19 protein-coding genes are annotated in these 26,417 nt (G+C 60.1%); 8 read left to right on the forward strand and 11 right to left on the reverse strand.

The genetic code is table 11. The features are described from left to right. Positions 1 to 28: 28 nt before the first annotated feature. The 3 genes from ACP7DE_RS05755 to ACP7DE_RS05765 form a co-directional block, all read right to left on the reverse strand. Complete coding sequence (locus ACP7DE_RS05755; protein WP_426071176.1) at positions 29 to 6,220, reverse strand: YDG domain-containing protein; 6,192 nt, start codon at positions 6,218 to 6,220, stop codon at positions 29 to 31. A 54-nt stretch (positions 6,221 to 6,274) separates the two neighbouring features. After that, complete coding sequence (locus tag ACP7DE_RS05760; protein WP_426071177.1) at positions 6,275 to 7,969, reverse strand: ShlB/FhaC/HecB family hemolysin secretion/activation protein; 1,695 nt, start codon at positions 7,967 to 7,969, stop codon at positions 6,275 to 6,277. Positions 7,970 to 8,690: 721 nt separating this feature from the next. Then, on the reverse strand, positions 8,691 to 8,963 hold the full coding sequence (locus tag ACP7DE_RS05765) for a hypothetical protein (protein ID WP_426071178.1): 273 nt from the start codon (positions 8,961 to 8,963) through the stop codon (positions 8,691 to 8,693). Here ACP7DE_RS05765 and ACP7DE_RS05770 point away from each other — a divergent pair. The 3 genes from ACP7DE_RS05770 to ACP7DE_RS05780 all read left to right on the forward strand — a co-directional run bounded on the left by ACP7DE_RS05770 (position 8,962) and on the right by ACP7DE_RS05780 (position 10,698). Next, positions 8,962 to 9,678, forward strand: a complete 717-nt coding sequence (locus ACP7DE_RS05770) for an L-2-amino-thiazoline-4-carboxylic acid hydrolase (RefSeq protein WP_426071179.1) — start codon at positions 8,962 to 8,964, stop codon at positions 9,676 to 9,678. The two genes, ACP7DE_RS05765 and ACP7DE_RS05770, sit on opposite strands and share 2 nt — an antisense overlap. Before the next feature lie 160 nt (positions 9,679 to 9,838). After that, the gene (locus tag ACP7DE_RS05775; RefSeq protein ID WP_426071180.1) at positions 9,839 to 10,189 is read left to right on the forward strand and encodes a hypothetical protein; all 351 of its coding nucleotides are present in this window, start codon (positions 9,839 to 9,841) and stop codon (positions 10,187 to 10,189) included. A gap of 14 nt (positions 10,190 to 10,203) precedes the next feature. Continuing rightward, the gene (locus ACP7DE_RS05780) at positions 10,204 to 10,698 is read left to right on the forward strand and encodes a GNAT family N-acetyltransferase (protein WP_426071181.1); all 495 of its coding nucleotides are present in this window, start codon (positions 10,204 to 10,206) and stop codon (positions 10,696 to 10,698) included. Between the two features lie 226 nt (positions 10,699 to 10,924). On the opposite strand, the gene ACP7DE_RS05785 is transcribed toward ACP7DE_RS05780, so the two are convergent. Continuing rightward, positions 10,925 to 11,227 (reverse strand): hypothetical protein, encoded by a 303-nt coding sequence (locus tag ACP7DE_RS05785; RefSeq protein ID WP_426071182.1) that lies wholly within the window; start codon positions 11,225 to 11,227, stop codon positions 10,925 to 10,927. A gap of 320 nt (positions 11,228 to 11,547) precedes the next feature. On the opposite strand from ACP7DE_RS05785, the gene ACP7DE_RS05790 reads away from it, so the two are divergent. Beyond that, positions 11,548 to 12,168, forward strand: a complete 621-nt coding sequence (locus ACP7DE_RS05790; RefSeq protein ID WP_426071183.1) for a hypothetical protein — start codon at positions 11,548 to 11,550, stop codon at positions 12,166 to 12,168. 24 nt (positions 12,169 to 12,192) lie between these two features. Here the strand turns inward: ACP7DE_RS05790 and ACP7DE_RS05795 are convergent, their stop codons facing one another. The 7 genes from ACP7DE_RS05795 to cyoA form a co-directional block, all read right to left on the reverse strand. Continuing rightward, positions 12,193 to 12,729 carry a response regulator transcription factor gene (locus ACP7DE_RS05795; RefSeq protein ID WP_426071184.1) on the reverse strand — a complete coding sequence of 179 codons (537 nt, stop codon included), beginning with the start codon at positions 12,727 to 12,729 and terminating at the stop codon, positions 12,193 to 12,195. Then, positions 12,719 to 14,068 (reverse strand): ATP-binding protein, encoded by a 1,350-nt coding sequence (locus ACP7DE_RS05800; RefSeq protein WP_426071185.1) that lies wholly within the window; start codon positions 14,066 to 14,068, stop codon positions 12,719 to 12,721. Before ACP7DE_RS05800 ends, ACP7DE_RS05795 begins: the two co-directional genes overlap by 11 nt. Next, complete coding sequence (locus tag ACP7DE_RS05805) at positions 14,052 to 14,885, reverse strand: SURF1 family protein (RefSeq protein ID WP_426071186.1); 834 nt, start codon at positions 14,883 to 14,885, stop codon at positions 14,052 to 14,054. Before ACP7DE_RS05805 ends, ACP7DE_RS05800 begins: the two co-directional genes overlap by 17 nt. Further along, positions 14,882 to 15,268 carry a cytochrome o ubiquinol oxidase subunit IV gene (gene cyoD / locus ACP7DE_RS05810; RefSeq protein WP_219134397.1) on the reverse strand — a complete coding sequence of 129 codons (387 nt, stop codon included), beginning with the start codon at positions 15,266 to 15,268 and terminating at the stop codon, positions 14,882 to 14,884. Before cyoD ends, ACP7DE_RS05805 begins: the two co-directional genes overlap by 4 nt. Further along, a complete protein-coding gene (cyoC, locus tag ACP7DE_RS05815; protein WP_071077269.1) occupies positions 15,265 to 15,903 on the reverse strand; it encodes a cytochrome o ubiquinol oxidase subunit III in 639 nt (212 codons plus the stop codon). The genes cyoD and cyoC overlap by 4 nt, the downstream gene beginning before the upstream one ends. Then, a complete protein-coding gene (gene cyoB / locus ACP7DE_RS05820) occupies positions 15,896 to 17,899 on the reverse strand; it encodes a cytochrome o ubiquinol oxidase subunit I (protein WP_426071187.1) in 2,004 nt (667 codons plus the stop codon). The genes cyoC and cyoB overlap by 8 nt, the downstream gene beginning before the upstream one ends. 84 nt (positions 17,900 to 17,983) lie before the next feature. Then, on the reverse strand, positions 17,984 to 18,967 hold the full coding sequence (gene cyoA, locus ACP7DE_RS05825; RefSeq protein ID WP_426071188.1) for a ubiquinol oxidase subunit II: 984 nt from the start codon (positions 18,965 to 18,967) through the stop codon (positions 17,984 to 17,986). A gap of 217 nt (positions 18,968 to 19,184) precedes the next feature. Between cyoA and ACP7DE_RS05830 the strand changes: the two genes are divergently transcribed. The 4 genes from ACP7DE_RS05830 to ACP7DE_RS05845 all read left to right on the forward strand — a co-directional run bounded on the left by ACP7DE_RS05830 (position 19,185) and on the right by ACP7DE_RS05845 (position 26,417). Beyond that, entirely contained in the window at positions 19,185 to 20,531 is a 1,347-nt protein-coding gene (locus ACP7DE_RS05830; protein WP_426071189.1) for an MFS transporter, read from the forward strand. Positions 20,532 to 20,882: 351 nt separating this feature from the next. Next, positions 20,883 to 24,356 (forward strand): response regulator, encoded by a 3,474-nt coding sequence (locus ACP7DE_RS05835; RefSeq protein ID WP_426071371.1) that lies wholly within the window; start codon positions 20,883 to 20,885, stop codon positions 24,354 to 24,356. Then, positions 24,356 to 25,237, forward strand: a complete 882-nt coding sequence (locus ACP7DE_RS05840; protein WP_426071190.1) for a CheR family methyltransferase — start codon at positions 24,356 to 24,358, stop codon at positions 25,235 to 25,237. Before ACP7DE_RS05835 ends, ACP7DE_RS05840 begins: the two co-directional genes overlap by 1 nt. Beyond that, positions 25,227 to 26,417 (forward strand): hybrid sensor histidine kinase/response regulator, encoded by a 1,191-nt coding sequence (locus tag ACP7DE_RS05845; protein WP_426071191.1) that lies wholly within the window; start codon positions 25,227 to 25,229, stop codon positions 26,415 to 26,417. The genes ACP7DE_RS05840 and ACP7DE_RS05845 overlap by 11 nt, the downstream gene beginning before the upstream one ends.

Below are 26,417 nucleotides of genomic sequence, written 5' to 3' on the forward strand. Positions count from 1 at the left end.
ACCTGAGCCAGCCAGCCGCGTTCAGGCGCTATTTATCCGCTCCCTCCGCCAGGACCAGGATCCACCGTTTCCCATTGACCATGATTTTCACCTCGAACGGCAGTGCGCCGGCAGGCGCGGCCGAGACGTCGAAACTGTGCGTCTGCGCAACGTAGCGCAACCATGCCGGCAAAGGCGTGTCATCGGTTCTGCTGATGCGCACCGATGCGCGCGTGTCTGACAGGGCTGCGGTCAACGGCGCCGGCAAAGCAAAGCTGAAACCGTCACCCTTGCTCACCATATCTTTGGGAATCGACACGCTCACCATGCCCGGCTGGCCATCCGACGACGGTCGCACCAGCGACACCGTGATAGCGCTATTGCGCTGGCCGTCGACGATACGGCCACCCGCAACGGGTACTTGCAGCGTCAGCGCCAAAGGCGATGCCACCGTGGTCGGTGCCGGAACGACAGGCACGGTGACCGGCAGTTGCGGCACCCGGGTAGGCTCGACGCCTGCGGCCAGGATGCTGGCGCTGGTGCTGGCGCTGCTGTTTTGCAAGCTGTAGTTGGCGGCATCGCTACCCGCGATATTGATCCCCGTTACCGTGACCGGTTTGTCGCTCCCGACATCGGCATTGGCGAAGCTTGCCCCGGCATCGGCGAGCGTCAGCGCATCGCCGGCAATGCGGTTGTCCGCAAGCACGACCAGCGCGGCGGTCGTACCATCGAACTGCCGATCGATCCCCGTGGCGCCCACGGTGAGCGCGCGCGGTGTGATATTGGCCGTGGTGGTGGTGAGCCCCGCGCCCAAGACATAGTTAGCGGCATCGGCGCCACTGGCCGAGATATTGCTGACGCTCACCATCTTGCCCACGCCGGCGTTCTTGTCCGCGAAACTGGCATTGCCGGTCAGCGTCAGCAGATCCCCCTCCACCCGGTTGTCCGCCAGTATCGCGCTGCTGCCAGTGCTGCCGTCGTAGATACGGTTTACGCCGCTAGCGCTAACCGTCAAGGTCCGCACCGTGATGTCGGCCGTGGTCGCGGCCGAGGTGTTGTACTCATAGTTGGCCGCATCGGTACCGGCGACCTGGATGCCCGTCACGCCGACAGCCTTTGCTGTGCCGACGTTCTTGTCGGAAAATGTCGCCGCTTCGTCAGTGACGCTCAGCGCGTCGCCGGCAACCCGGTCATCGGCCAGGGCGACCGTCGCATTGCGGCTGCCGTCATACACGCGATTGACGCCGCTGGCACTGACGTTGAGCATGCGCGGCGTAATATCGGCATGGGTAAGGGCCGTGGTATTTTCCAGAGCATAATTCCCGCCGTCGCTACCGCCGATGCTGATGCCGCTCACATTGACCGTTTTGCCGATGCCGACATTCTTGTCCAGGAAATTGGCCGATGCATAGCTAAAGCTCAGCACGTCACCCGTGACGACTCTGTCATCCGGCGTCACAAGCACCACATCCACGCTGCTGCCGTCATACACGCGATTGCTGCCGCTGGCGAACACCGCCAGGGAACGCGGCGTGATGTTGGCATACGCCGTCGCCGTGGAGCTGTCGAGACTGTAATTGCCCGCGTCCGCGCCGCCCAGACTGATGCCGGTAACATTGACCGTTTTGCCAACGCCCACGTTCTTGTCGAGGAAATTGGCGGCGGTGTAAGCGTAGCTGAGAATGTCGCCGCCGACTACGCTGTCATCGGGAATCAGGGTCGCCAGCGCGGCGGTGCCCCCGTTGTACACACGGTTGCTGGCATTGGCGAACACGCTCAGCGGCCGCGCCGTGATATTCGCCTGCGTCGTTGCGCTCGTGCTGCCGATGGCGTAGTTGCCGGCGTCGGCGCCGCCCAGGCTGATTCCCGTCACGTTGACGGTCTTGCCGGTGCCGACATTTTTATCCAGGAAGTTGGCGGCGCCGTAAGAATAGGTCAGCTGATCTGCGGACACGACGCTATCGTCCGGCATCAAGGTCACGGCATCGCCGGTGCCGCCGTTATACACGCGGTTGGTACCGCTGGCGAACACGTCGAGCGCGCGCCTGGTGATGTTGGCTGTCGTGGTGGCGCTCGTACTGGCCACGCTATAGTTGCCGGCATCCAGGCCGCCGATGCTGATGCCGGTGACGTTGACGGTCTTGCCATTGCCGACGTTCTTGTCGAGAAAGTTGGCCGACGTATACGAATACGTCAGCGCGTCACCCAACACGACGCTGTCGTCCGGCGTCAGCACCGCCGCATCCACAGTGCTGCCGTCATACACGCGATTGCTGCCGCTGGCGAACACCGCCAGGGAGCGCGGCGTGATGTTGGCATACGCCGTCGCCAGGCTACTCGTGAGTATGTAATTGCCCGCATCGCCACCGCCAATGCTGATCCCGCTCACATTGACCGTTTTGCCATTGCCCACGTTCTTGTCCAGGAAATTGGCGGCGCCGTAGGAATAGCTGAGTACATCGCCGCCGACCACGCTGTCATCGGGAGTCAGGGTGGCTACCGCGGTGGTGGCGCCATTGTAAACACGGTTGTTGGCATTGGCAAAGACGGACAACGGCCGCGCCGTGATATTCGCCTGCGTCGTTGCGCTCGTGCTGCCGATGGCGTAGTTGTCGGCGTCGGCGCCGCTCAGGCTGATTCCCGTCACGTTGACGGTCTTGCCGGTGCCGACATTTTTATCCAGGAAGTTGGCGGCGCCGTAAGAATAGGTCAGCTGATCTGCGGACACGACGCTATCGTCCGGTATCAAAGTCACGGCATCGCCGGTGCCGCCGTTATACACGCGGTTGGTACCGCTGGCGAACACGTCGAGCGCGCGCCTGGTGATGTTGGCTGTCGTGACGGCGCTCGTACTGGCCACGCTATAGTTGCCGGCATCGAGGCCGCCGATGCTGATGCCGGTGACGTTGACGGTCTTGCCATTGCCGACGTTCTTGTCGAGAAAGTTGGCCGACGTATAAGAATACGTCAGCGCGTCACCGAACACGACGCTGTCGTCCGGGATCAGGTTGGCAATATCGTTCGTGCCGCCGTTGTAGCTGCGATTGGTCCCGCTGGCAAAGACGGCCAGTGAGCGCGGCGTGATGGTGCCTGTGCCGCTGGCACCCGTGAGCGTGTAATTGGTATTGATCGCGCTGCTGCCGCTCAAGGTCAGGCCCCCCAGCGCAAGCGCCTGGGCTCCCGCACTGACATTCTTGCTCGCGACCGAGGCACTGCCGGTCAAGCCGCATGCGCTCAGGCCGGCAGTGCAATCTGAACCGACCAGATTGCTGGCTTGCATCACGTTGTTGGACATCACGGTGCAGCCGTTGTAAGCACGCGTGGCGACCAGGCCCAGCGGCCGTTTCAGCACCGTATAGCTCAGGCCAGCGTCGGGGAGGAAGGCGTAGTCGCCCGCGTTGGCGCCGCCCAGCACCAGGCCCGAGCTGTAGATAATTTGATAATTCCCCGCATTCGATCCGACGCTGGGCGCGCCGCCAAACAAGGCGCTGCCGCTGACGTTCAATCCAAGGGCGGCCATGCCATTCGCATCCAGCAGTGTCGCGCCATTGAACAGGCTATAAGTAAAGGTACCGACGAGGTCGCCGTAGATGTTGCTGCTCTGGCTGCTGTTGACATGCACGCTCAGCGGCTTGGAAACCGGGCAGTTGGCGAATGCGGTCAGGCAAGGGTAACCGTTGTTGACGCTGGCCTTGATTTGCCACACGGGCGCCGAAGAAAAATTCCAGCCGGCGCCGGTGAAGGTGCCCATGCTTTTCATTTCGGCGCTGGTCTTGCCCGTGCCGCCAGGGCTGGCCGCCTGGCCGCTGGTCTGGGTATCCCAGAAGCTATTGCTAATGACGGACGGCGAGTTTCCGCCATCGACCGACAGCGTGCCGACCAGGCCGCCCACACTGGTGTTGCCATTATTGATAGTCACGGCGCCGACGGCATAGCTGTTGCTGATGTTCGACCCGTTCTCTCCCACCAGGCCGCCGACATTGGTGTTGCCGTTGACCGCGCCCGTGGCGTAGGTATTGATAATATTGCTGCCCGTCCCGCCCGCCGCCTGGTTCAGGCCAACCAGGCCGCCGACGGTCTGGTTGCCCGTGACGTTGCCGCTGGCGTAGCTGCTGCTGATGGTGCCGAAATAGTTGATGCCGGCCAGCCCGCCAATGAATGCCGTGGTGCCCGTGACATTCCCGCTGGCGTAGCTGTTTGTCGTTTGTCCGCCGAACATTCTCCCGACCAATCCACCCACGTTCGTGGTGCCGGAAATGTTGCCGCCGGCATAGCTGTTGGTGATGATCCCGGCCTGGCTTTCGCCGACCAGGCCACCGGTATTATTGAATCCGGTCACGTTCATGGTCGAGAAACTATTGCTAATGCTGCCCCAGCTCCGGCCCACCATGCCGGACGCGTACTGGGCTCCGTTGACAGTACCGCCGACGATGCCAAGATTGCGCAGCTGAACCGTATTGTCGCCATACAGGCTGGCGAACAAGGATGACTGGTTGTTGATGGTTGGCGCGACGATGACGTGACCGAGACCGTCGAATGCGCCCCATGAGATTGAAAACTGCTGCATGCCGATGGCGCCACCGGCATTCCAGGAGGCAGTCGACGTGGCGTCGATGTCGCTGCCCAGCGCGTAGAAGGCGTTCTGACTTGCTTGCACGCCCTGCAAGGTGCCCGGCGTCATATCGTTGCGGTCGGCGCCCAGGCTGTTGATGACTGTATAGACCTGATTCTTGATCGTCAACGTACCGCTGCCGGCGAAATTGACTTTGCCTTTGAAGGTGTTGCCGGCGCCGAATGACGTGTTGACCTTGCCTGCCGTCGGCTCGAGATCGAGGCTGGCCGTGCCGCTCGCCGTCATCACCGCATTGATATTGACGTCATTGGTGGCGGTCAGGGTCAGCTTGTTGGCGCTCCAGGTGACGGCATCATTGACGGTGACATTGCCGTCGCTGCCGCCGCCGTTGGTGCTGGCAATGGCAACATCGGCGGTAGCCAGGTTGCTGCTCAGGGTCGCGCCGCTGATATCACCGCCGCTGGCGGCAATCGTAAAGCCGTCCGGATCGAGCAGCCACCGCCCCGACTTGCCGTGCGCGGCGCGCGCGTCGACGCGGGTGGCGTCGCGGATGGTCAGGTGGCTGGCGGAGGTTTCGATGAAGCCGCCGTCGCCGCCGCTGTCGCCGCCGCGCGCACTGAAGCTGCCGCTGACATCGGTCCGGCTGGCCGCATTGGCGAGGTCCGCGATCAAGGTCACCGTGCCACCCCGCCCCGCGCTGCCGGCAGCCGCGTTAGCGCTGATGGTGCCGCCGGCACTGATCTGGTCAGACGCGGCCAGCATGATGCGCCCGCCATCATTCGTCAAGCCGTTTGCCTCCAGCGCGCCGCTGTTGTTGATCACGCCCCCCATCAGGCGATTGGCCGCCTGGGCCGACATGATAATCGTGCCGCCGGGAGCCAGCACCGCTTGCCGGTTCTCGACCAGGGCGGCGATCGCGGATGGCGTGACGATCACGCCGGCCAGGGTATTGCTGTCGCCGAACTGCAGCTTGATCTGTTCGCCCGATGCCAACGCCACGGTACCGGCGTGGGCCATGATCAGGCCGTTGTTGCGCACTTCCGGCGCCAGCAAGGCGATATAGCCGCCGAGCGTCGCGTGCAGGCTGCCCTCATTGATGACGCTGCCCGTCGCGCCCCCGCGTGAAAACGTGTTCACGCCCGCCATGAAATCGGCGCTCGACATATTGTGGGTGGTGGCCACCAGCCCGCCCACATTGACCGACGCGGAGGGACTGAAATAGACGCCATTCGGGTTGCTCAGGAACACCTGGCCGTTCGAGGTGATGCGACCGAAAATCTGGCTCGGTTGCGCATCGAGAACCCGGTTCAAGGTGACGGCGCTGGCCGAAGGCTGGGCGAAATTGACGCTGGCCTTGGCGCCGAGATTGAACGTCTGCCAATCGATTGCCGCGCGCGCCGTGCTCTGCTGGATGTTCATCGCCGCGCCATTCCGGGTGATCACGACCTGGCCGCCAACGACTGTCGCGCCGGCAGGCAGCGCGGTCGGCGCGGGCGGCGCCGCGAAGGCGCCCATGCTGGCGCCAAGACCGAGCGCCGCGAACGCCGGAGCGAGCAAGGTGCGGCCGCTGCGCTTACCTTTGCCTCTGGCGTTTTCCGCCACGGCGACCCAGGCGCCAAGAATCTCGCTCCAGATCAATCGGTAAATACGGTTCATGGACGCGTGCATGGTGGTACTCCTTCAAAGCAGAGGAAAACGAAATGGGGGGGCATGCGGCGAAAGCTAAAACGGCATCGAGGCCTGGAGCCAAAAGCGATTCTTTCTGAATGAACCATCCTGGTCCGTTCCCGCCAGTGTCGGGTTCGGATTGTCACCAATGCGCCTGGCCCAGGTCGCTTTGAGGTTCAGGCCGAAGCTGGCCAGCCAGCCGACGGACAGTCCCGCGCCCTTGAGGCTATAGCTGCCCAGCGCCGGCGCGCCGGGAAAAGCATTGTCGTGGTTGACCTTCACGTGGCCCCAGTCGTAGAAGCCGGTGACGTTCACGTTGTTGGGCAGGCGCGCGCGCAACTCCAGATTGAACAGCTGCCCTTCCGAGCCACCGCCTTCGTTGGACGGATAGGCGCGCACGCCATACGCGCCGCCGAGATAGAATTTCTCGGCCGAATCGAGGTTCTTTCCTGCAGTCTGGCCCGAGAACGCGGCGTACACGGCCAGCGTCTCGGTGAGTACCTGCTGGCGGCTGACGGCATAGCGCAGTTTGGTGAAACTGCCGCCTGTGCGCGTGGTCATGGCGTCGGCCCTGGCGTTGGGCGAGCCGTCAAGGTCGACATTGCCGTGTACCAGCGCGAGGCTGGCGCTGTTGCTGCCGCCGCCACCATATTGATCCAGCACATTGCCGCTCAGGCCGACAGTCAAGGTGTCGATCTTGTAATGGGTGATCGTGCTCGCCACCGCACGATTGTCGAAGCGCTTGTTGTCGTAATTGAGGGCCAGATAGAGATTTTTCAGGCGCGCGCGGATCAACGGGTAGCTCGCTTCGAGCCCGCTCGTGGTCGACGTCCCGGATGCGTCAAGCGCGGCCAGTGCATCGTCCACCAGGCGGTAGCGCAGGTGCGACGCGTTGGCGCCGACCCGCCATCCGGCCGCCCCCAGCGGCACAGTGTAGGCCAGGCGGGCATAATCGCTGCCTTCCGTATGCATCAGATTGACGACCGCCTGGTCGCCAAGGCGCAGGGGACTATTGATGTACAGGTCGGCTGTCAGGCGCGCGCTGCCGGTGGAACGGGCGCTGGCATTGTCGACGCCGACCTGCCCGTTGATGCGTTTTTCATCCTCTATCTTCAAGACCAGGTCGACTTCATTGGCCTGCTCCCCGGGTGCCAGGCTGCCGGCCGTGCTGATGCCAGGCATGTCGTCCAGCAACAGCAGGGCGCGGTCCATCGCCTCCGCTTTCAGCGCGGCGCCATGTGGCTGGGCGGCACCCACGATCGGCACCAGCCTGTCGAATGGCAAGCGGGTCGGCGGCGTGCCTTCCATGCGCACTTGTCCAAACACCGCTTCGACGACCTGCAGCGTCACGACACCGTCCTTGATCTCCTGCAGTGGCAGATAGACGCGCACGATCCAGCCGGCCTTGCGGTAGGTTTCGGCCACTGCTGCGGCGGCGTTTTGAAGGTCATTGAACGAGAGTGGCCGGTTCAGGTAGCGCGCCACGGCAGGCGCCAGTTGCGCTTCCGTAAGCAAGGTATTGCCGGCGAATTGAAACCGCGATACCGTGACCGACATTCCCGACAATTCTTTCATGGGCTGCGGCGGTGCCGCCAGAAGCGGCACCTGCTTGCTTGACGGCGGCGGCAAGCGCCCTTTTTCAATTTGCTGCAATAGCGAACCCGCATCCGGAACGGTTTGCGCGAAAGCGGATGAAACGGAGATCGACAAAACTGTCAGGATGTACAGCGGCGAGCGATGTGGCAGCATGAGTTGAATCCCTTCTGGTGCGAGTGACTTCCTTGACGATGAAAATCATCAACAGGGGTGGTGAGGTGCCGGCAGCCGATCATTGCGGCATGCGGGATTTAGGCGAGCTCTTTAGTTTTCTCTCGAAAACTTGAAAACAGGGGCGTTTTCATTCAATAGAGGAATTTCCGCATTCGACCTCCAGCTAAATGTAGAGCTTGGTTTCCACTATAAAATTTTCGTGCATTCATTGAGAATACGCGTGGAAATCTTATGCGCAAGAGATATTGAAATTAAAATGCGGCTTAGTCGCTTTTTTGCACATTGTTTTTTTCATAAATTTCACGCGAGAAAAAAAGTTTTACGCTATACGACCAACTTCCTTAACCATGAGATAACCCAGCCATTTAAGCTATTATATAAACGGAGTCGGTGCGAGGAGGGAGGCGAGAATCGCGTCGATCAGCATTCAGTGAAAAACCAAATGGCAAAGCCTGCAATTTCGTGAACGGCAATGCGGATCTGGTGCTGGACGACGGGGGTATGGTCGTAAGTGCTGAAGCAAGAATACGGAGAAACGTTGGCAAGCGCTATCGTAATTAATGGTATTTTCAAAGTTCGATGTATCCGTGCACATTTTAAATTTTTTTATATTGTTTCCATGTGGAAATTAGATTGCAAGCCCCTTTTGCTGTAGTCTCGGAAGGCCGGACATGCAAAGCAATAATTAAGCATGTTCAATTTACAATACCCATTTTCCCCCTGACGCGTCATATATTGCCGCCGTGGGACTGCCGCTGAAAAGCAGGCCTATGTGGCACAGTATGATGTTTTTAATGCCAAAAAATAAAACTTGTAAAAAAACCCGCAAACCCTCGCCATCTTGATGAGATACTGACTCAAGGTCTACCGAATCAATTTCATTTACATAGGCCCGCGTTTTTACACAGCCGAGGCCAAAAGCGGACCTGTGCGCTGGATTGTCAATAGACTGTATATCAAGGAGGTGTTGCATGGCTGATATCATCCATCCCTTTTACGCGTCGCATCGCGCTGCAATGGAGGCCGCCATGCGCCATCGCCTCGACCTTGCTGAATCGATGTTATGCGAGCGCGCGCATCTATTCAATATGGATGGAATCAGGCAGGAGGTGATGGCTGAATTCGGCATCGTTCTTGCCCACATGCCCTATGTCGGCGGCTCGGCAAGTCGCATGAGTGATTTTTTCATGCGTCTCATGGGCTTTATGGCCATCAGCCGGGTACTGCGGCGGCACGGCGTGCAGGTGTCCGTGATCGGCGAAATCGAGCGGGAAACCTACAAGGCGCAATTGCTCACCATGCCCGAGGCGGAACGGCACGAGGCGGGACGCCAGTTCATGTCGCCAGAGAATCAGGCTTTGCTGCGCGAGCAGGCGATAAAAAGCACGACAGAAAGCCATCAGATAGAGTTTCCAGAAGATTTCATCTACGATTTCGTTGAGCCGGGGGCAGATGACAACTTTGAATTCGGCATCAACTACCGGGCATGCGGTTTTTGCAAATTCGCACAGCGCCATGACGACAAAGAAATCTTGCCGAACATTTGCGGGCTTGATTTCGTCGCCTATGCAGCGCGGGATATCCACTTGGAAAGAACTCAAACCTTGGCTGGCGGCGCGAGCCACTGCAATTTCCGATTCTCCCGCCTCTCGGCCCCTCTCTCACCCCGTTCCCCCAACAAGGCGTGAGCAACATGGTGGGAACGGTGACAAATAAGCCAGTGATCCTGTTAATATTGCCAAATACTTAAATTACTGGCGCTATCCCATGGATAAGCGCCATGCCATTCAAGCATGACGGACGTATTTTCCTGCACCGCAGGCCACTCTTGCATAGACTGTTAATACCATGAAAAAATTGTTCCTGGGCGCCCTCGCCGCTTGCTGTGCCCTGCACGCCAGCGCAGCCCCTGTCGAAGATTTTATCGGCACATGGAAACTGGAACGCACCAGCGTGCCGAATTATGTCGTCATCAAACAGGAAGGCGACCGGCTCGTGGCGCTGCGCTATACGCGCAATGTGCTCACCAACAAGATCACCGAGCGGCGCTTTCCCGCCAGCTATGTGAACGGCGATGTCACCATTGCCGCGGGCGAGACGATCATCGAGGCGCGCAGCGTCAACGACGTGGCGACCCTCACGATGCTGGCGGAAGCGTACAAAAAGATTTCGTCCTCCACGGCCACGCCGACCAGTTAAAGAAACTCACAGATTTGAAGAACATTATTATCCGCCCCACCAGCGCCGCCGACTGGCAGGCGCTGAAAGCCACGCGCCTGGCCGCCCTGCTCGATGCACCCACCGCCTTCGGCGCCAGCCACGCCAGCGCAGCCCGGTTTTCCGGTGCCGAATGGCAGCAGCGCGCCGTCAGCACGCCGCAGCGCACGTTTTTCCTCGCCTTTGACGGAGAACACCCCATCGGCCTTGCCGCGCAAGTGGTGGCCGCCAATAACGAGTGCCACCTGATCGCCATGTGGGTACAGTCCGAATATCGGGGCATGGCCGTGGCGCAAGGCCTGGTCGACGCCGTCAAACAGCGCGCCATCGGCAACGGCCACGCGCGGCTGGTGCTGGACGTGGCGCCGGAGAATGCCCGCGCAGCCGCGTTTTACCAGAAACAGGGCTTTGTCTTTTTACCGGAATGGGAGCCGCTGGAAAGCCATCCGCATATCCAGGTGCAAAAGATGGAATGGCTGGCGGCGGCGTGAACTCAATCAGTACACGTGACGACCATTTTGCAGCCATCCGTGCCGCTGCCTGCACACCCTGAGGATAAACTGTGTTTGATTGGATTTTCGACGCCATCGTCTGGATGGTTCGCCTATTGCTCTATGGTCTGTTAGGAACAGTCATTGAAAAGCTGTTCTATTGGCCGGGCTGGGCAATGCTGCGACTACTCACTCTGGGCCATTATCCGCCGGCGAGAGGGCTCCCTCACAATCGCTTTGCTGTAGCTCTATTTGCTGCGGTAATCGTTGCTTCCGGCTTGCTTATGGCATTGACGTAAATACGGTTACTATTGATAAATGGCCAAAAACATTGAATGTCCCATATATTTTCAGGACAGCCTGGCTCTTGCAATTTCATCCAACGCAACACGCCGTGACTAACATGTGCACTTTCCTGGGCAATCAGTAAACTGCCCCTGACAGCAAGCGGAAAGGCATTCGCTCGAGAACTTTCGAAAAGAGCGCTTTCCGTTTTGAAGCGGATAATACGGCACAACAGCGATTTCAAGCATTCCATTCATCCCAATTGACACTCTGTCTTAAAAACCGCCTGTCACCACCGTTTTTTCTACATTCACGTTTCCATTAATGAATAGAAATATGGAGTGATTTTTTTATGGGCCAGCAATACTGTTGCGGAAGCAGGCAAACGGATGCGATAGTGGTTTTGACATGATAAACAATGACTTCAAAATGAATATGATGAATATGCATGCAAGCAAAAAAGCGGGGCTTCTGCTGGTTTTTTGCGGCGCTGCGGCGCAGGCTTGCGCTGATACGGATCAAGCCGTAGTGCAAGCCGGGCAGGATGCGGCAGCGTCAGTCAATGTGAAAGGTATCCGGGATCCGGACTGGAAGCCCTACAGTGCCATGCTCAAGGGCGTCAAGCGGTTTGAGGAAAAACATGCGCTGGCGCCAGGCGCGCAGCTGCGCTTCATTCTGGAACCGCGCCGTCCCGATGTCGACATGCACGCCATCGCGCTCCGGCTGGAAAGCGATGAGGCGGGCATGGTAATACCGCTGGGAGAGCGCAATATCTTCATCTTGCCCGTCGAGCAGGGTCCTCTGTATGAAAAGTCCGAGCTGACCGTGAATCGCAAGGCGGGGTCGGTCAGGTGGATTCCCTACATCCGCAGTGCGGCGACCAGCGACACGACGCGCCGCCTGGGCGACCTGCGGCTGGCCTGCGAAGTCCATTGGGCCATCGACAAGGACACCTTGCCTTTCGCCATGCGCACCACGATGAGCGCACTGGGCGGGCCGTGCAATTTCGTGTCGCAAAAGGGAACCTACAGCTTTTCCGAAGCGCGGCGCATCACGACTGCGACGATCAGCTTCAACGGCAAAAGTGCGCCCGTGCCCTTCAGCGGCTCGTCGTTCACGCCACCGTTACGGGAGCAGGACTGGAGCGATGACAGCGTGCTCGAACTGACGTTCGATAACGATTAGACCGCGCTGGGGCTACCGCAGTGTCTACCTCACCCGCTGCTTTTCCAGCTTGCGCGCCAGGGTGCGCCGGTGCATGCCCAGCCGGCGTGCCGTTTCCGAGATATTGAAATCCGTCTCGGCCAGCATTTCGTGGATGCGTTCCCATTCCAGGGTCTTGATATTGGTGGCGCGGTTGCTCAGTTCGATGTCGGCGTTGCCGGCCACGTGGCCGAACGCCGCTTCGATGTCGTCGGTGTTCGACGGTTTTGCCAGGTACTGGCAGGCGCCCAGCTTGATCGCTTCGACGGCCGTGCCGATGCTGGCGTAACCGGTCAGCACGACGATCAGCATGTCCGGGTCGTGCTGGTGCAGCATTTGCACGCAAGCCAGGCCGGAAGTGTTGCCATTGAGTTTCAGATCGACCACGGCGTAGTCGGGGCAATGCAGTTCCAGCAAGGCGCTTGCTTCGTCGAAATTGGTGGCCAGGATGACTTGGTAGCCACGCCGCTCGAACGAGCGGCCCAGGGTGCGGGCAAACGCGGCGTCGTCTTCCACGATCAGTAACAGACGGTCATCCTGCATGGTTGTCGCTTTCTCTTTCCAGTTTGATGGCCGCCAGCGGCAAGGCCAGGTGCACCACCGCCCCGCCCTGCACCCTGTTGCGCGCCGTCACCGTGCCGCCCAGGGTACGCGCGACATTCACCACTAGGAACAGACCGAGGCCACCGCCGGGTTTACCCTTGCTGCTCTGATATGGTTTGCCCAAGTGCGTCAGCATCGACGGCTCGAAGCCGGGGCCCGCATCGGTAATCACCAGGTGCAAGGCGTCCGCTTCGCGCGTGGCTTCGAAGCGCAGCCAGTCTGGCGACGCTTCCAGCGCATTGTCGAGCACATTGCAAATGGTTTGTTTCAGAGTCGAATCGAAGACGACAGGGACGTCATGCTCGATGCGGTTATCGTACTCGAAATCCTGGATCGGGCGGCTGCTGCGCCATTCTTCCACCAATTCGTTCAAGAAAGTATTGATCGTCGTCTTGACGGACGATTCGCCGCGCGCCTCGCCCGCCGACAGCAGGATGCCGCTGACGATGCTCTTGCAGCGCCGCAACTGCGCCTGCATTTCCGTGATTTCTTCCAGCAATTCGCTGTTCTTGCTCAATTCCGGCATGCGGCGCCAGTCGCCGAGGATGACGGACAGGGTCGCCAGCGGCGTGCCCAACTCGTGCGCGGCGCCCGAGGCCAGCAAGCCCATGCGGATGATGTGCTCTTCTTCCGCCGCGCGCTGGCGCAAGTCGGCCACCTTGGCGTCGCCGGCGCGCTGGTTGCGGTTGATGCGCGTGATGAACAACACCAGCAAGGCGGCGTTCAAGATGAAACAGATCAGCAAACCTTGCACGTACAGGCTGGAAAAGCCCCGCTCGGGGTCGATCGGCAAGATCAGGGGGCCGGGCAACAAGGCCAGGCCGCCCAGGCACAGGCTGGTGATGGCCACCATGATCCAGGTCGACCACACTTCCAGCAGCACGGCACTGAGGATGACTTGCAATAAGTACAGGAAGGCAAACGGATTGCTGATGCCGCCGCTCAAGTAGAGCTGGGCCGTCAGCACGGTGACGTCGACCAGCAAAGCGAGGAACAGGGCCGTGTTGGAGACGGGCTGACGTTCGTGCCAGCGCAAGAGACTGGCCAGATTGAAGGCGATGAGGCAGGACAGCACTTCGAGCATGTAAGGCACGGGCAAGGCGATGCCCAGCCCCACGCCCACGCCGAAGATCGTGCTGATCTGGCCGATCACGGCCAGCCAGCGCAACTGGATCAGCAGCTTCATGTTCTGGTGGCCGGCCGGATGTTCCATCTCGGCCGCCACCGCACCGCGTTCTAGTACCTCGCGGTTGGGCAGGATTTCAATCCTGCCCGGCATGGTCGCTTTCCTGGCGCTGGGCGCCACGGGCGCGGCGCCGCCGGCTTTCGCGCACGATCCACCAGCTGATGCCGGCTACCATCAAGGCCAGGGCAAACCACGTCAAGGCGTACACGAGGTGGTTGTTGTGGAAGGAAATCACGGTCAAGCCGCCGACGGGTGCATCGCTGGCCGTTTCCGATTTTTCCTTCGCATCGACAAAATACGGTGCCACCTTGGTCAGCATGTGCGAAGCGCCGATGGCGGCCACGTCGCGCGAATACCAATGCTGGGTGGCAGGACTGTTTTCACGCAAGAAACCGCCGCCCGTCTCGCTGACGCGCAGCAAGCCGTCGACGTGGACGATGCCGGCCGGCGTGCTGGCGGCGATGCCCTCGCGTTTCGGCACGAAGCCGCGGTTGACCAGCACGGTGCTGCCATCGGCCAGGCGCAAGGGCGTCAACAGCCAGTAACCGCTGCCCAGTGCCGTCGTTGCCTGCACCAGGGTATTGAAAATGGGGAGATACGTACCGGAGAGTCGCACATGGCGGTATTCATCCGTTTGTGGCGTAATGCTGGCCCAGGCTGCAGGCCCAGGTGCGTCCGTTGCGGGCGCATGTACGCGTTGTTCGACGCGCTCGATCAGGTCAAGCTTCCAGAACAGGCGCTTGACTTGCCAGGTGCCCAGGGCACAGAAACCGGCAAACAAGATCCCCGCCAGCAAAGCTAATGCAATTTTTGAATAATGCACAGCCATGCCGCGTGGGCCTGGCGCGGCATCTTGCGATGCGGCGCCAGGGGCGCGCCCGGTGTTGCTTGGGCGCGGTTGACTCATCATGGAGCCGTTTTCGTATGCATGTACTCAGGCATCAGATCCGGCATCATGTTGTGGTTCATGTGGTACATGACCCACAGGGAACCGGCCATGGCAATGCCCACGATCATGATCGTGAAGATCAGCGCCATCATGTTCCAGCCGCCTTCAGACTTGGTGTTCATGTGCAGGAAGTACACCATGTGCACCACCACTTGAACAGCCGCGAACGCCAGCAGGACCAGGCCCATGGTGCCCGAGTTGGTGATGACTTTCGTCATCACCAACCAGAACGGAATGGCCGTCAGGATCACCGACAGGATGAAGCCGATAGTGTAGCTTTTCAAGCTGCCATGATCGTGTTGGTCATGGTGGTGGCTATCGCCGTGTGTGTGGTGGTCGCTCATGGCAGCACTCCCATCAGGTAGACAAAGGTGAAGACGCCGATCCAGATGACGTCCAGGAAATGCCAGAACAGCGACAAACACATCATGCGACGGCCGTTCTCCGGTGTCAGGCCATGCTTGTTCAACTGGAACATCAAGGTCACGAGCCAGATCACGCCGAATGTCACGTGCAAGCCGTGGGTACCGACCAGGGCGAAGAACGACGACAGGAACGCGCTGCGCTGCGGGCCGGCGCCTTCGTGGATCAGATGTATGAATTCATACATTTCCAGCGACAGGAAGGCCAGGCCGAACAGGCCCGTGATGCCCAGCCAGACCAGAGTGCTGCGCAACTGCTTGCGCTGCATGGCCAGCATGGCGAAGCCGTAGGTGATCGACGACAGCAGCAGCATGGCCGTGTTGACGGCCACCAGCGGCAGGTCGAACAGCGCGGCGCCCGTCGGGCCGTCCGCGTAGTTGCGGCCCACCACGGCGTACGTGGCGAACAGACAGGCGAAGATCAGGCAATCGCTCATCAGGTAGAGCCAGAAACCCAGCAAGCTGCCGTTTTCCGGGTGGTGCTCGCGCACAAAGTAGCTGCGCGTGCTTGGTGCGGCGCCAGCGGCGCCGGTATTATGGGCGATGGTATCAGACATGGCTGCTCAGCAATTTAGTATAAGCGTCTTCGGTACGGACCACTTCTTCCGCAGGAATGTAGTAATCGCGCTTGTAGTTAAAGGTATGGACGATGATGGTGACCATCATGATCACGAAGCCAATACTGGCGACGAGCCACATTTGCCAGATCAAGCAAAAACCGACCAGTGCGGAGAGTGCGGCAATCACAAAACCAGCCCAGGTGTTCTTCGGCATGTGGATCTTCGTGAAACCGGACGTCGGACGCTGGTAAGCGTGTTTCTTCATGTCAGTCCATGCATCGAGTTCGTGCACTTGTGGCGTGAAGGCGAAATTATAGTCTGGCGGAGGCGACGACGTCGACCATTCCAGCGTACGGCCACCCCATGGGTCACCGGTCACGTCGCGCAGGGCGTGACGGTTACGGTAGCTGACGACGAACTGGATCAGCATGGAGGCGATGCCCAGTGCGATCGAGACGGCGCCAAACCAGGCGATGATGGTCCAGATTTGCAGCGATGGATCTTCAAAGTGGTTGACACGACGGGTCACGCCCATCAGGCCAAGCACGTACAGCGGCATGAAGGCCAGGTAGAAGCCGACGAACCAGAACCAGAACGAGCACTTGCCCCAGAACGCGTCGAGCTTGTAACCGAAAGCTTTCGGGTACCAGTAGTTGATCGCAGCAAACACACCGAAGACCACGCCGCCGATAATCACGTTATGGAAGTGGGCAATCAGGAACAGGCTGTTGTGCAGCACGAAGTCAGCTGGCGGTACGGCCAGCAGCACCCCGGTCATGCCGCCGATGGTAAAGGTGACCATGAAGCCAATCGTCCACAGCATAGGCAGTTCAAAGCGGATACGGCCGCGGTACATGGTAAACAGCCAGTTGAAGATCTTCGCGCCCGTCGGGATCGAGATGATCATCGTCGTGATGCCGAAGAAGGAGTTGACGCTGGCGCCCGAACCCATGGTGAAGAAGTGATGCAGCCATACCAGGTACGACAGGATCATGATGACGCAGGTGGCGTACACCATCGAGGCGTAGCCGAACAAACGCTTGCTGCTGAACGTGGCGACGACTTCCGAGAACACGCCGAACAGCGGCAAGATCAGGATGTAGACCTCTGGGTGACCCCAAATCCAGATCAGGTTGACGTACATCATGGCGTTGCCGCCCAGTTCCGTCGTGAAGAAGTTAAAGCCGGCAACGCGGTCCAGCGACAGCATGGCCAATACAGCCGTTAGTACCGGGAAAGCGGCGACGATCAGGATGTTGGTGCACAGCGCGGTCCAGGTGAAGACGGGCATTTTCATCCAGGTCATGCCTGGCGCGCGCATCTTGACGATGGTGGCAATCAGGTTGACACCGGACAGTAGCGTCCCGACCCCGGCAATCTGCAAGGACCAGATGTAATAGTCTACCCCCACGTCCGGACTGCCGACGATGCCCGACAGCGGTGGATACGCCAGCCAGCCCGTGCGGGCAAATTCGCCGACGAACAGCGACGCCATCACCAGGACGGCGCCCATGGTGGTCATCCAGAAGCTGAAGTTGTTGAGGAAAGGGAAAGCCACGTCGCGCGCGCCGATTTGCAGCGGCACCACGTAGTTCATCAGACCCGTCACGAAAGGCATAGCGACGAAGAAGATCATGATCACGCCGTGGGCGGTGAAGATCTGGTCGTAGTGATGCGGTGGCAGGAAGCCGGCATTGTCGCCAAAGGCGATCGCCTGCTGGGTACGCATCATGAGCGCATCGGCAAAGCCGCGCAGCAACATGACCAGACCCAGAATCATGTACATGATACCGATTTTTTTATGGTCGATACTGGTGATCCAGTCGCGCCACAGGGTACCCCAGACGCGGAAATACGTCAGTGCCGCAACGAGTGCGATACCGCCCAGGGCGACCATGGCAAAGGTCGCCAGCAGGATAGGCTCGTGAAGTGGAATTGCACTCCAATTCAGACGGCCGAAGATAAGCTTCGTCAGATCAATATGGTCTAGCATTGTTACTCTCAGAGAAAAAAGGGAGGCGCCAGGCAAGCGGCGCCAGTATCTGCAGCGCAATGCGCTGCAGGATTCATGCAGTCATTACTTGGCTTGAACACCCTTTTCAACCACTGCATCGCTAGCGACTACTGGCGTGACAAACGCTACCGGGCTATTTGCCATCGACAATTTGTATGGCTCGACCGGCGTCACGCACAGGGCGTCGGAAACGATGGTGCGGTTCAGGATTGCCTTGTACAGATCGTTAGGTACGGCGCTGTAGCGGCGCACCGGATCGCGTTCGCTCGGCTCGGCCAGCGACAGGTAGTCGTCGCGGTTCAACGCGCCGCCACCGGCACGTGCCGATGCCACCCACTGATCGAAGTCCGCATCATTCACACCGTGGAACTTGAAGCGCATGCCCGAGAAACCTGCACCGCTGTAGTTCGCCGAGAAGCCCTTGTAGACGCCAGGCTTGTTGATGACGGCATTCAACTGCGTTTCCATGCCCGGCATGGCGTAGATCTGACCTGCCAGTGCGGGGATGAAGAACGAGTTCATGACGGACGAGGCGGTGATCTTGAAGCGGATCGGACGATCGACGGGCGCGTACAGTTCATTCACGGAAGCGATACCTTGCTCGGGGTAAATGAACAGCCATTTCCAGTCCAGCGCCACGACCTCGACAATCATCGGCTTGTGGCTGGCAGGAATCGGGCGGTTGGCGTCGATACGGCTCAGCGGACGATAAGGATCGAGGGTGTGGGTGCTGATCCAGGTCAGCAGGCCCAGCACGATGATGATCAACAGGGGCGCGCCCCAGATAATCAGCTCGAGGCGAGTCGAGTGGTCCCAGTCCGGCTCGTATTTGGCCGCGGTATTGTTTTTTCTATAGCGCCATGCGAAAAGCAGGGTCAGGGCGATTACCGGAACGATAATCAACAGCATCAGCAATGTGGAAATGACAATCAGATTGCCTTGCTGAACTGCGATGTCACCGGACGCATTCAGTACCACCGTATTGCAACCAGCCAACAATGCGAGAGGTAAAAGAAGCAGTCCGCGACGAACTTTTAATGAAAACATACAGGAAAGTCCAGTACAGGGGATGAAGATATGGTACTGTATTCTCACTGGAGCGCGTTGGCAATTGGACGTTTTGTCCACCCCCTTGCTCGGATTTTCAACAGGTATGCGCGCAGTTTTCCTACGGCTACCTGATGAATAGTCCTACTCCGGGCGTGAGACACCCGGGGTATGTTACGCGTTGGCCGAACTCGAAACTATATTGGAGACGATCATCATGTCCAGCACACGCATACACAGCGGGGATGTACCCGCCGACTTTTCCCCCCATTCCCTGCGTGACGCAAGCGGGGCCGGCACGGTTGAATCGCATATCGACCCTGGTGAGATCGCCGTCGGCGTGATCATCGGCCGCGCTTCCGAATATTTTGACTTCTTTGTCTACGCCATCGCCTCGGTGTTGGTGTTTCCGCGCGTCTTCTTTCCGTTTGAAGAACGCCTGGAAGGCACATTATATGCCTTCCTGATTTTCTCGTTTGCCTTCATCGCCCGTCCGTTCGGCACCGTGCTCTTCATGGAGATCCAGCGCCGCATGGGGCGCAGCGCCAAGCTGACGATCGCCCTCTTCCTGCTGGGCGTGTCGACGGCCGGCATCGCCTTCCTGCCGACCTATTCGCACCTGGGCTTTGCCGCCATCATCTGGCTGTCCGTGCTGCGCATCGGCCAGGGCGTGGCGCTGGGCGGTTCGTGGGATGGCTTGCCATCGTTGCTGGCTCTGAACGCGCCGGAAAACAAGCGCGGCTGGTACGCCATGCTGGGCCAGCTGGGCGCGCCCGTCGGCTTCCTGATCGCCGCCGGCCTGTTCTGCTTTATGCTGGTCAACCTGACGGATGAAGACTTCCTCGATTGGGGCTGGCGCTATCCTTTCTATGTCGCTTTCGCCATCAACGTGGTGGCCCTGTTTGCCCGCCTGCGCCTGGTGTCGACGAATGAATATGCGCGTCTGCTGGACGAACGCGAACTGCAGCCCGTGAGCGTATTTGAAATGAGCCGTGGCCAGGGCCGCAACGTGCTGATCGGCGCCCTCGCCGCGCTGGCCAGCTACGCCCTGTTCCATCTGGTCACGGTATTCCCGCTGTCGTGGATTTCCGTCTACCAGACGCGTTCGGCATCGGACTTCCTGCAAGTGCAGATGGTGGGCGCCGTGCTGGCCGCCATCGGCGTGGTGATTTCCGGCTTGCTGGCCGACAAAGTGGGCCGCCGCACCACCCTGGGCGTGTTGGCCGTACTGATCGCCATCTTCAGCGCCTTCGTGCCGACCCTGATGGGTGGCGGCAATACGGGCCAGGACGTGTTCATCCTCGTGGGCTTCAGCCTGCTGGGCCTGTCCTACGGCCAGGCAGCAGGCGCCGTGACGGCCAACTTCCCTGCCCGCTTCCGCTACACGGGTGCGGCCCTGACATCCGACTTGGCCTGGCTGGTGGGTGCCGGCTTCGCCCCGCTGGTGGCGCTGGGCCTGTCGGCCAACTTCGGCCTCGCCTATGTCAGCTTTTACCTGCTGTCAGGCGCCGTCGCCTCGCTGGCCGCCCTGAGCCTGAACCGGGCACTGGAAATCCGCGACTGACATATATATGCAGTGTAGCGCGCAACGCACTCGACAACGCCGGCACCGTCCGGCGTTTTTTTATACCGCCGCTGCTGCCTGACGCCACGCTCACTGTCACGCCAGCTGCCGCCCGTAAGGAAGCCGCCACCACTTGCTTCTCAAGATGCGAACGGCCAATCTCTTTGCTCTTCCGCCATCGTCGTCAGCTCGATTCCCCTTTGCTTTCATCTGTGCGCTGCCGCGCATTGCATGACCTTGCAGATCGGCAATTGTCCGCAAGGCTGTTATGCTAGCGCACGCTTTGCTTGAGCACCAGAAACTTGCATTTCAATTAAAATTGTTTTTTCGCGACAGCCTTACACGGACATGATGAATACCAAGACCCCGATCGACTCTTTCAGCTTTCGCAGCATCCTCGCCCGCAACGTGACCTTGCCGCTGGTCATCGGGGTCGCCACAGCCCTCGTATTCGTCGGCCTGATCGCCTACCTGCTCTCGGCCCTGCGCTCGGTCGAACACTCCGAACGGGTGATCGGCAATGCGAACGAGGTCATGAAATTGTCGGTCGACATGGAAACAGGCATGCGTGGCTACTTGCTGACGGGCGATGAGACGTTTTTGGCGCCGTATAAATCGGGCAAGGCCAAAATCGCCGTGGAAATGACTACCCTGCAAGACCTGGTGTCCGCCAGCGCCATCCAGACGGACCGTTTGCGCCGCATCCGCGCACTGCAAAACCAGTGGATGGCCTATGCGGAAAGCGTGATCGCCCAGCGCCGCAACAACCAGGAATTCCTCGCCCGCGTGCGCCAGGGCGAAGGCAAGCTGGAATTTGACGAAATCCGCCGCGAATTTCTCACCTTCCTGTCCATGGAACAGCGGCTGCGCCAGGAACGGGCCGATACGGCCGAGAGCCGCACCATCCTGGCCGTGGTGGTGTTCCTGATCCTCAGCCTGGGCTCATCGGGCCTGCTGGCCTACTTGGGACGGCGTGAGCTGCTGCGCCTGTCCGATATCTACAACGATGCGCTCGAGCAACGCGGCAAGGACAACGATATGCTGCAGGAGCAAGCCTGGTTGCGCACGGGGCAGACGGAGCTGGCGGCCCACACCAGCGGCCAGCTGGGCCTGCCGCAGCTGGGACGGCACGTGCTGGACTTCCTCGCCCACCGGCTGGAAGTGGCCGTGGCCACCCTGTACGTCATCGACGAGGATGGCAGCCTGCGCCGCACGGCCGTGTACGGTTTCAACGAACAAGGTGTGAAGGATAAGCAAGTTTTCAAGCTGGGCGAAGGCTTGGTGGGCGAGACGGCGCGCGAGAAAAAACTTAAACATGTGCGCCAAGTGCCCGACAATTATCTGACAGTGACGTCGAGCCTGGGCCGCGGCGCGCCGCTGGAACTGATCTTAACGCCTGTCAATAATGAAGGCGTCGTCAACGGCGTCATCGAACTGGGCTTTACGCATCCCGTCAGCGCCCGCGCCAAGGAATGGCTGAACTTGATTGCAGCGAATGTCGGCACCTCGCTGGAAGCGGCCCTGTACCGCCAGCGCCTGCAAAATGTGCTGGAAGAAACCCAGCAATTGAATGAAGAGCTGGAAGTGCAGCAGGAAGAATTGCGCACGGCCAATGAGGAGCTGGGCGAACAATCGCGCGTACTGGAACAGTCGCAAGCCCACCTGGAAGAGCAAAAGGCGGCGCTGGAGCAATCGAACGAGCAGCTCGCCGTGCAAGCCCTGTCGTTGGATCAGAAAAACATGGCGATCGGCCACGCGCACGCGCAGCTGGAAGCCCGCGCGGAAGAGCTGCAGCGGGCCAGCCGCTACAAGTCCGAATTCCTGGCGAATATGTCGCACGAGCTGCGCACGCCGCTAAACAGCTCGCTGATTCTGTCCAAGCTGTTGTCGGACAACACCAGTGGCAACCTGACGCCGGAACAGGTGACGTTTGCGCAAACCATTTATTCGGCCGGCAACGATTTATTGACCCTCATCAACGATATCCTCGACATTTCCAAGGTCGAGGCAGGCAAGCTGGAATTGACGCCGGACGCCGTGCCCTTCGACGAACTGCTCAGCAGCATGAAGATGCTGTTTGGTGCCCAGGCGCAGCAAAAGAAACTGATTTTTGACGTCAAGCTGGCGCCCGATGCCCCGCTGTCCTTCGTCAGCGACCGCCAGCGCCTGGAGCAAATCCTGAAAAACCTGCTGTCGAACGCCCTCAAGTTTACCGATACGGGCACGGTGTCCCTGCACGTGAGCACCGATGCAGCCGGCCAGGTACGCTTCCAGGTGCAAGATTCGGGCATCGGCATTGCTGACGACCAGCAGCAAAAGGTGTTCGATGCCTTCCACCAGGCCGACGGCACCACCAGCCGCCGCTATGGCGGCACGGGCCTGGGCCTGTCGATTTCGCGCGACCTGGCAGCCTTGCTGGGCGGCAGCATCGACCTGGCCAGCACGCCAGGCCAGGGCAGCACCTTTACGCTGGTGCTGCCGGCGGTCATGCCCGCACGCGTGGTGGAAGCGGTGACAACGCTAGCTGCAGCGCCGCAGCCGCCCGCCGCCGCCGCGCCCAAGTCGGCGCCCGCCGCCAAGCCCGTGCCGCTGCCCACCTTCCAGGATGACAGAAACAGCGTGCCGGCAGGCAAGACCGGCCAGCGTTCCGTGCTGGTGATTGAGGATGAACCCTCGTTTGCCGGCATCCTGTTCGACCTCGCGCATGAAATGCAATACCGCTGCCTGGTGGCGCACGGCGCCGATGAAGGCTTGCGCCTGGCGGAAGAATTCCTGCCCGACGCCATCCTGCTTGACATGGGCTTGCCGGACCGCCCGGGCTTGCTGGTCTTGCAGCAGTTGAAGGAAAACCCGCTGACGCGCCACATTCCCGTGCACATCGTGTCCGGCAATGACCAGATGCAGGAAGCAATGCAGCTGGGCGCCATCGGCTACGCCACCAAGCCGCGCACGCGCGAGCAGCTGAAGGAAGTGTTCCGCAAGCTCGAATCGAAATTCACGCAAAAGATGAAGCGCATCCTGCTGGTGGAGGACGACGCACGCCAGCGAGAAAGCGTGGTCCACCTGATCAGCGACGACGATGTGGAAATCACGGCCGTGGCGCTGGGCGAGCAGGCGCTGGAATTGCTCAAGACGCAGATTTTCGACTGCATGATCATCGACTTGAAGCTGCCCGACATCCAGGGCAACGAATTGCTCGAACGCATGGAGCATGAAGAACTATGTTCGTTCCCGCCCGTCATCGTCTACACGGGCCGCAACCTGAGCCGCGAGGAAGAGGCGGATCTGATGAAGTATTCGCGCTCCATCATCATCAAGGGCGCCCGCTCGCCCGAGCGCCTGCTCGACGAAGTGACTTTGTTCCTGCACAAGGTGGAATCGGAACTGTCGAGCGAGCGCCAGGGCATGCTGCAGCAGGTGCGCAGCCGCGAACGCGTCTTCGAAGGCCGCAAGATTTTGCTGGTGGATGACGACGTGCGCAATATCTTTGCCCTGACGAATGCGCTGGAACAAAAAGGCGTGGTGGTGGAAATCGGCCGCAACGGCTTCGAAGCCATCAGCAAGCTCAACAGCATGGACGATATCGACCTCGTATTGATGGATGTCATGATGCCTGGCATGGATGGCCTGGAAGCGACGCGTCTGATTCGCGCCGATGGCCGCTACAACAAGCTGCCCATCATTGCGATTACCGCCAAGGCCATGAAGAATGACCAGGAAGAATGCCTGCAGGCGGGCGCGTCCGACTACCTGGCCAAGCCGATCGACCTGGACCGTTTGTATTCGCTGCTGCGCGTGTGGATGCCGAAGATGGAACGCATGTGATGTCCCTGAGCACCACGGACGCGCAACTGCATGCGCTGATGGATGCGATCTGTCAGCGCTACAGCTACGATTTTCGCGACTATTCCCTGCCCTCGCAGCGGCGCCGCCTGAATCAGGCACTCGAGCGCCTCCACTGCGCCGACTTGCCCGCCTTGCAGCAACTGGTACTGGACGACGCTGGGGCCTTTGGCAAGCTGCTGCAGATTTTGACCGTGCCGGTCACGCAAATGTTCCGCGACCCGGCTTTTTTCCTCGCCTTGCGCGAACACGTGGTGCCCGTGCTGAAAACCTACCCGTCGCCAACGATCTGGGTCGCCGGCTGCTGCACGGGCGAGGAAGCGCTGTCGCTGGCCATCGTGCTGCACGAGGAAGGCTTGCTCGAGCGCAGCACGATTTACGCCACCGACATCAATCCGCAAGCGCTGGCCACGGCCGCGCGCGGCGTGTATCCGCTGCACCGCATGGCCGACTACGGCGACAACTACCTGGCTGCGGGCGGCCTGGGTCAGCTGGCCGACTACTACACGGTCGAGCATGCCACGGTGCATTTCCAGCAGCGCTTGCGCGACAGGATCAACTTTGCCGACCACAGCCTGTCCACGGACAGCGTTTTCATTGAGACGCAATTGATTTTCTGCCGTAACGTGTTGATTTACTTCAATAAAACCTTGCAGGAGCGGGCCCTGAGCCTGTTCCACGACTCGCTGTGCCACCGGGGTTTCCTGGGACTAGGCAGCAAGGAAAGCACGCATTTCACGCGCTTTGCCGCCGACTTCGAGCCATTGCCGGGACCCGAAAAGCTCTACCGCAAGCGTGCACCCTCGCACGCCGCTTCCCACTACGCTGGACGGCAGATGCCAGAAATGAAACATGATGAATGAAACAAGCACCAAATTGCTGATCGTCGACGACTTGCCGGAGAACTTGCGCGCACTCAATGCACTGATCCGCGAGAGCGACCGCAGCGTCTATCAAGCGTCGTCGGGCGAAGAAGCGCTGGCACTGCTGCTGGAACACGATTTTGCGCTGGCCATCCTCGACGTGCAAATGCCGGAAATGGATGGCTTTGAGCTGGCGCAACTGATGCGCGGCACGGAAAAGACGCGCCACATCCCCATCGTCTTCGTCACAGCGGCCGGCAAGGAAATGAATTTCGCCTTCCAGGGCTATGAAAGCGGCGCCGTCGATTTCCTGCACAAGCCGCTCGACATCAATGCCGTGCAAAGCAAGGTCAACGTCTTCGTCGCCCTGCACCAGCAGCGCAGCGAGACGCGGCGCCAGGTGCAGGCGCTGGAACACAGCCGCCAGCAGCAGGACGCATTATTAAAAGAACTGCGCGCCACGCAGGCTGAGCTGCAGCGCTCGCTGCGCCTGCGCGACGAATTCATGTCCATGGTGGCGCACGAACTGCGCACCCCCCTGAACACGCTGTTCCTGGAAACGCAGATGCGCACCGTCAACCTCGAACGGGGCAACCTGGCCGCCTTCGAGCCGGATAAGCTGAACAAGATGGTGGCGCGCGACGGGCGGCAAATCCGCAGCATGGTGCGCCTGATCGACGACATGCTCGACGTCTCGCGCATCACTAGCGGCAAGCTGTCGATCCGCCGCGAAGCCGTCGACCTGACCAGCCTGGTGCGCAGGGTGGCCGACGACCTGGGCCCATATGCGGCCGCCACGGGCAGCGTGCTGGAAGTGCTGGCCTTCGAACCGATCCAGGGTTTCTGGGATGCCTTCCGCATCGAGCAGATTGTTGTCAACCTGATCAGCAATGCCGTGCGCTACGGTCAGGGCCAGCCCGTGGAAATCAGCCTGGCGCACACGCAGAACAGCGCCGTCATCGAAGTGCGCGACCATGGCATCGGCATTAATGCACGCGACCAGGAACGCATCTTCGACGCCTTCGAGCGCGTCATGCACCAGGACCGCACGGGCGGCCTGGGCCTGGGCCTGTTCATCACCAAGCAGCTGGTCGATGCGCATCGCGGCGCCATCACCCTGCAAAGCCAGCCCGGCAATGGAGCCCTGTTCAGCGTCACCCTGCCGCTGGCCGGAAGCTAA

The organism is Janthinobacterium sp. DSP2-3-3, from assembly GCF_049897325.1.
Lineage (GTDB): Bacteria > Pseudomonadota > Gammaproteobacteria > Burkholderiales > Burkholderiaceae_D > Janthinobacterium.

Excerpts from the sequence above, each read along its gene's own strand:
- ACP7DE_RS05755 (WP_426071176.1), bottom strand. The coding sequence starts at position 6,220 with ATGCACGCGTCCATGAACCGTATTTACCGATTGATCTGGAGCGAGATT.
- ACP7DE_RS05760 (WP_426071177.1), bottom strand. The coding sequence starts at position 7,969 with ATGCTGCCACATCGCTCGCCGCTGTACATCCTGACAGTTTTGTCGATC.
- ACP7DE_RS05770 (WP_426071179.1), top strand. The coding sequence starts at position 8,962 with ATGGCTGATATCATCCATCCCTTTTACGCGTCGCATCGCGCTGCAATG.
- ACP7DE_RS05765 (WP_426071178.1), bottom strand. The coding sequence starts at position 8,963 with ATGCAACACCTCCTTGATATACAGTCTATTGACAATCCAGCGCACAGG.
- ACP7DE_RS05775 (WP_426071180.1), top strand. The coding sequence starts at position 9,839 with ATGAAAAAATTGTTCCTGGGCGCCCTCGCCGCTTGCTGTGCCCTGCAC.
- ACP7DE_RS05795 (WP_426071184.1), bottom strand. The coding sequence starts at position 12,729 with ATGCAGGATGACCGTCTGTTACTGATCGTGGAAGACGACGCCGCGTTT.
- ACP7DE_RS05800 (WP_426071185.1), bottom strand. The coding sequence starts at position 14,068 with ATGCCGGGCAGGATTGAAATCCTGCCCAACCGCGAGGTACTAGAACGC.
- ACP7DE_RS05805 (WP_426071186.1), bottom strand. The coding sequence starts at position 14,885 with ATGATGAGTCAACCGCGCCCAAGCAACACCGGGCGCGCCCCTGGCGCC.
- cyoD (WP_219134397.1), bottom strand. The coding sequence starts at position 15,268 with ATGAGCGACCACCACACACACGGCGATAGCCACCACCATGACCAACAC.
- cyoC (WP_071077269.1), bottom strand. The coding sequence starts at position 15,903 with ATGTCTGATACCATCGCCCATAATACCGGCGCCGCTGGCGCCGCACCA.
- cyoB (WP_426071187.1), bottom strand. The coding sequence starts at position 17,899 with ATGCTAGACCATATTGATCTGACGAAGCTTATCTTCGGCCGTCTGAAT.
- cyoA (WP_426071188.1), bottom strand. The coding sequence starts at position 18,967 with ATGTTTTCATTAAAAGTTCGTCGCGGACTGCTTCTTTTACCTCTCGCA.
- ACP7DE_RS05830 (WP_426071189.1), top strand. The coding sequence starts at position 19,185 with ATGTCCAGCACACGCATACACAGCGGGGATGTACCCGCCGACTTTTCC.
- ACP7DE_RS05835 (WP_426071371.1), top strand. The coding sequence starts at position 20,883 with ATGAATACCAAGACCCCGATCGACTCTTTCAGCTTTCGCAGCATCCTC.
- ACP7DE_RS05840 (WP_426071190.1), top strand. The coding sequence starts at position 24,356 with ATGTCCCTGAGCACCACGGACGCGCAACTGCATGCGCTGATGGATGCG.
- ACP7DE_RS05845 (WP_426071191.1), top strand. The coding sequence starts at position 25,227 with ATGATGAATGAAACAAGCACCAAATTGCTGATCGTCGACGACTTGCCG.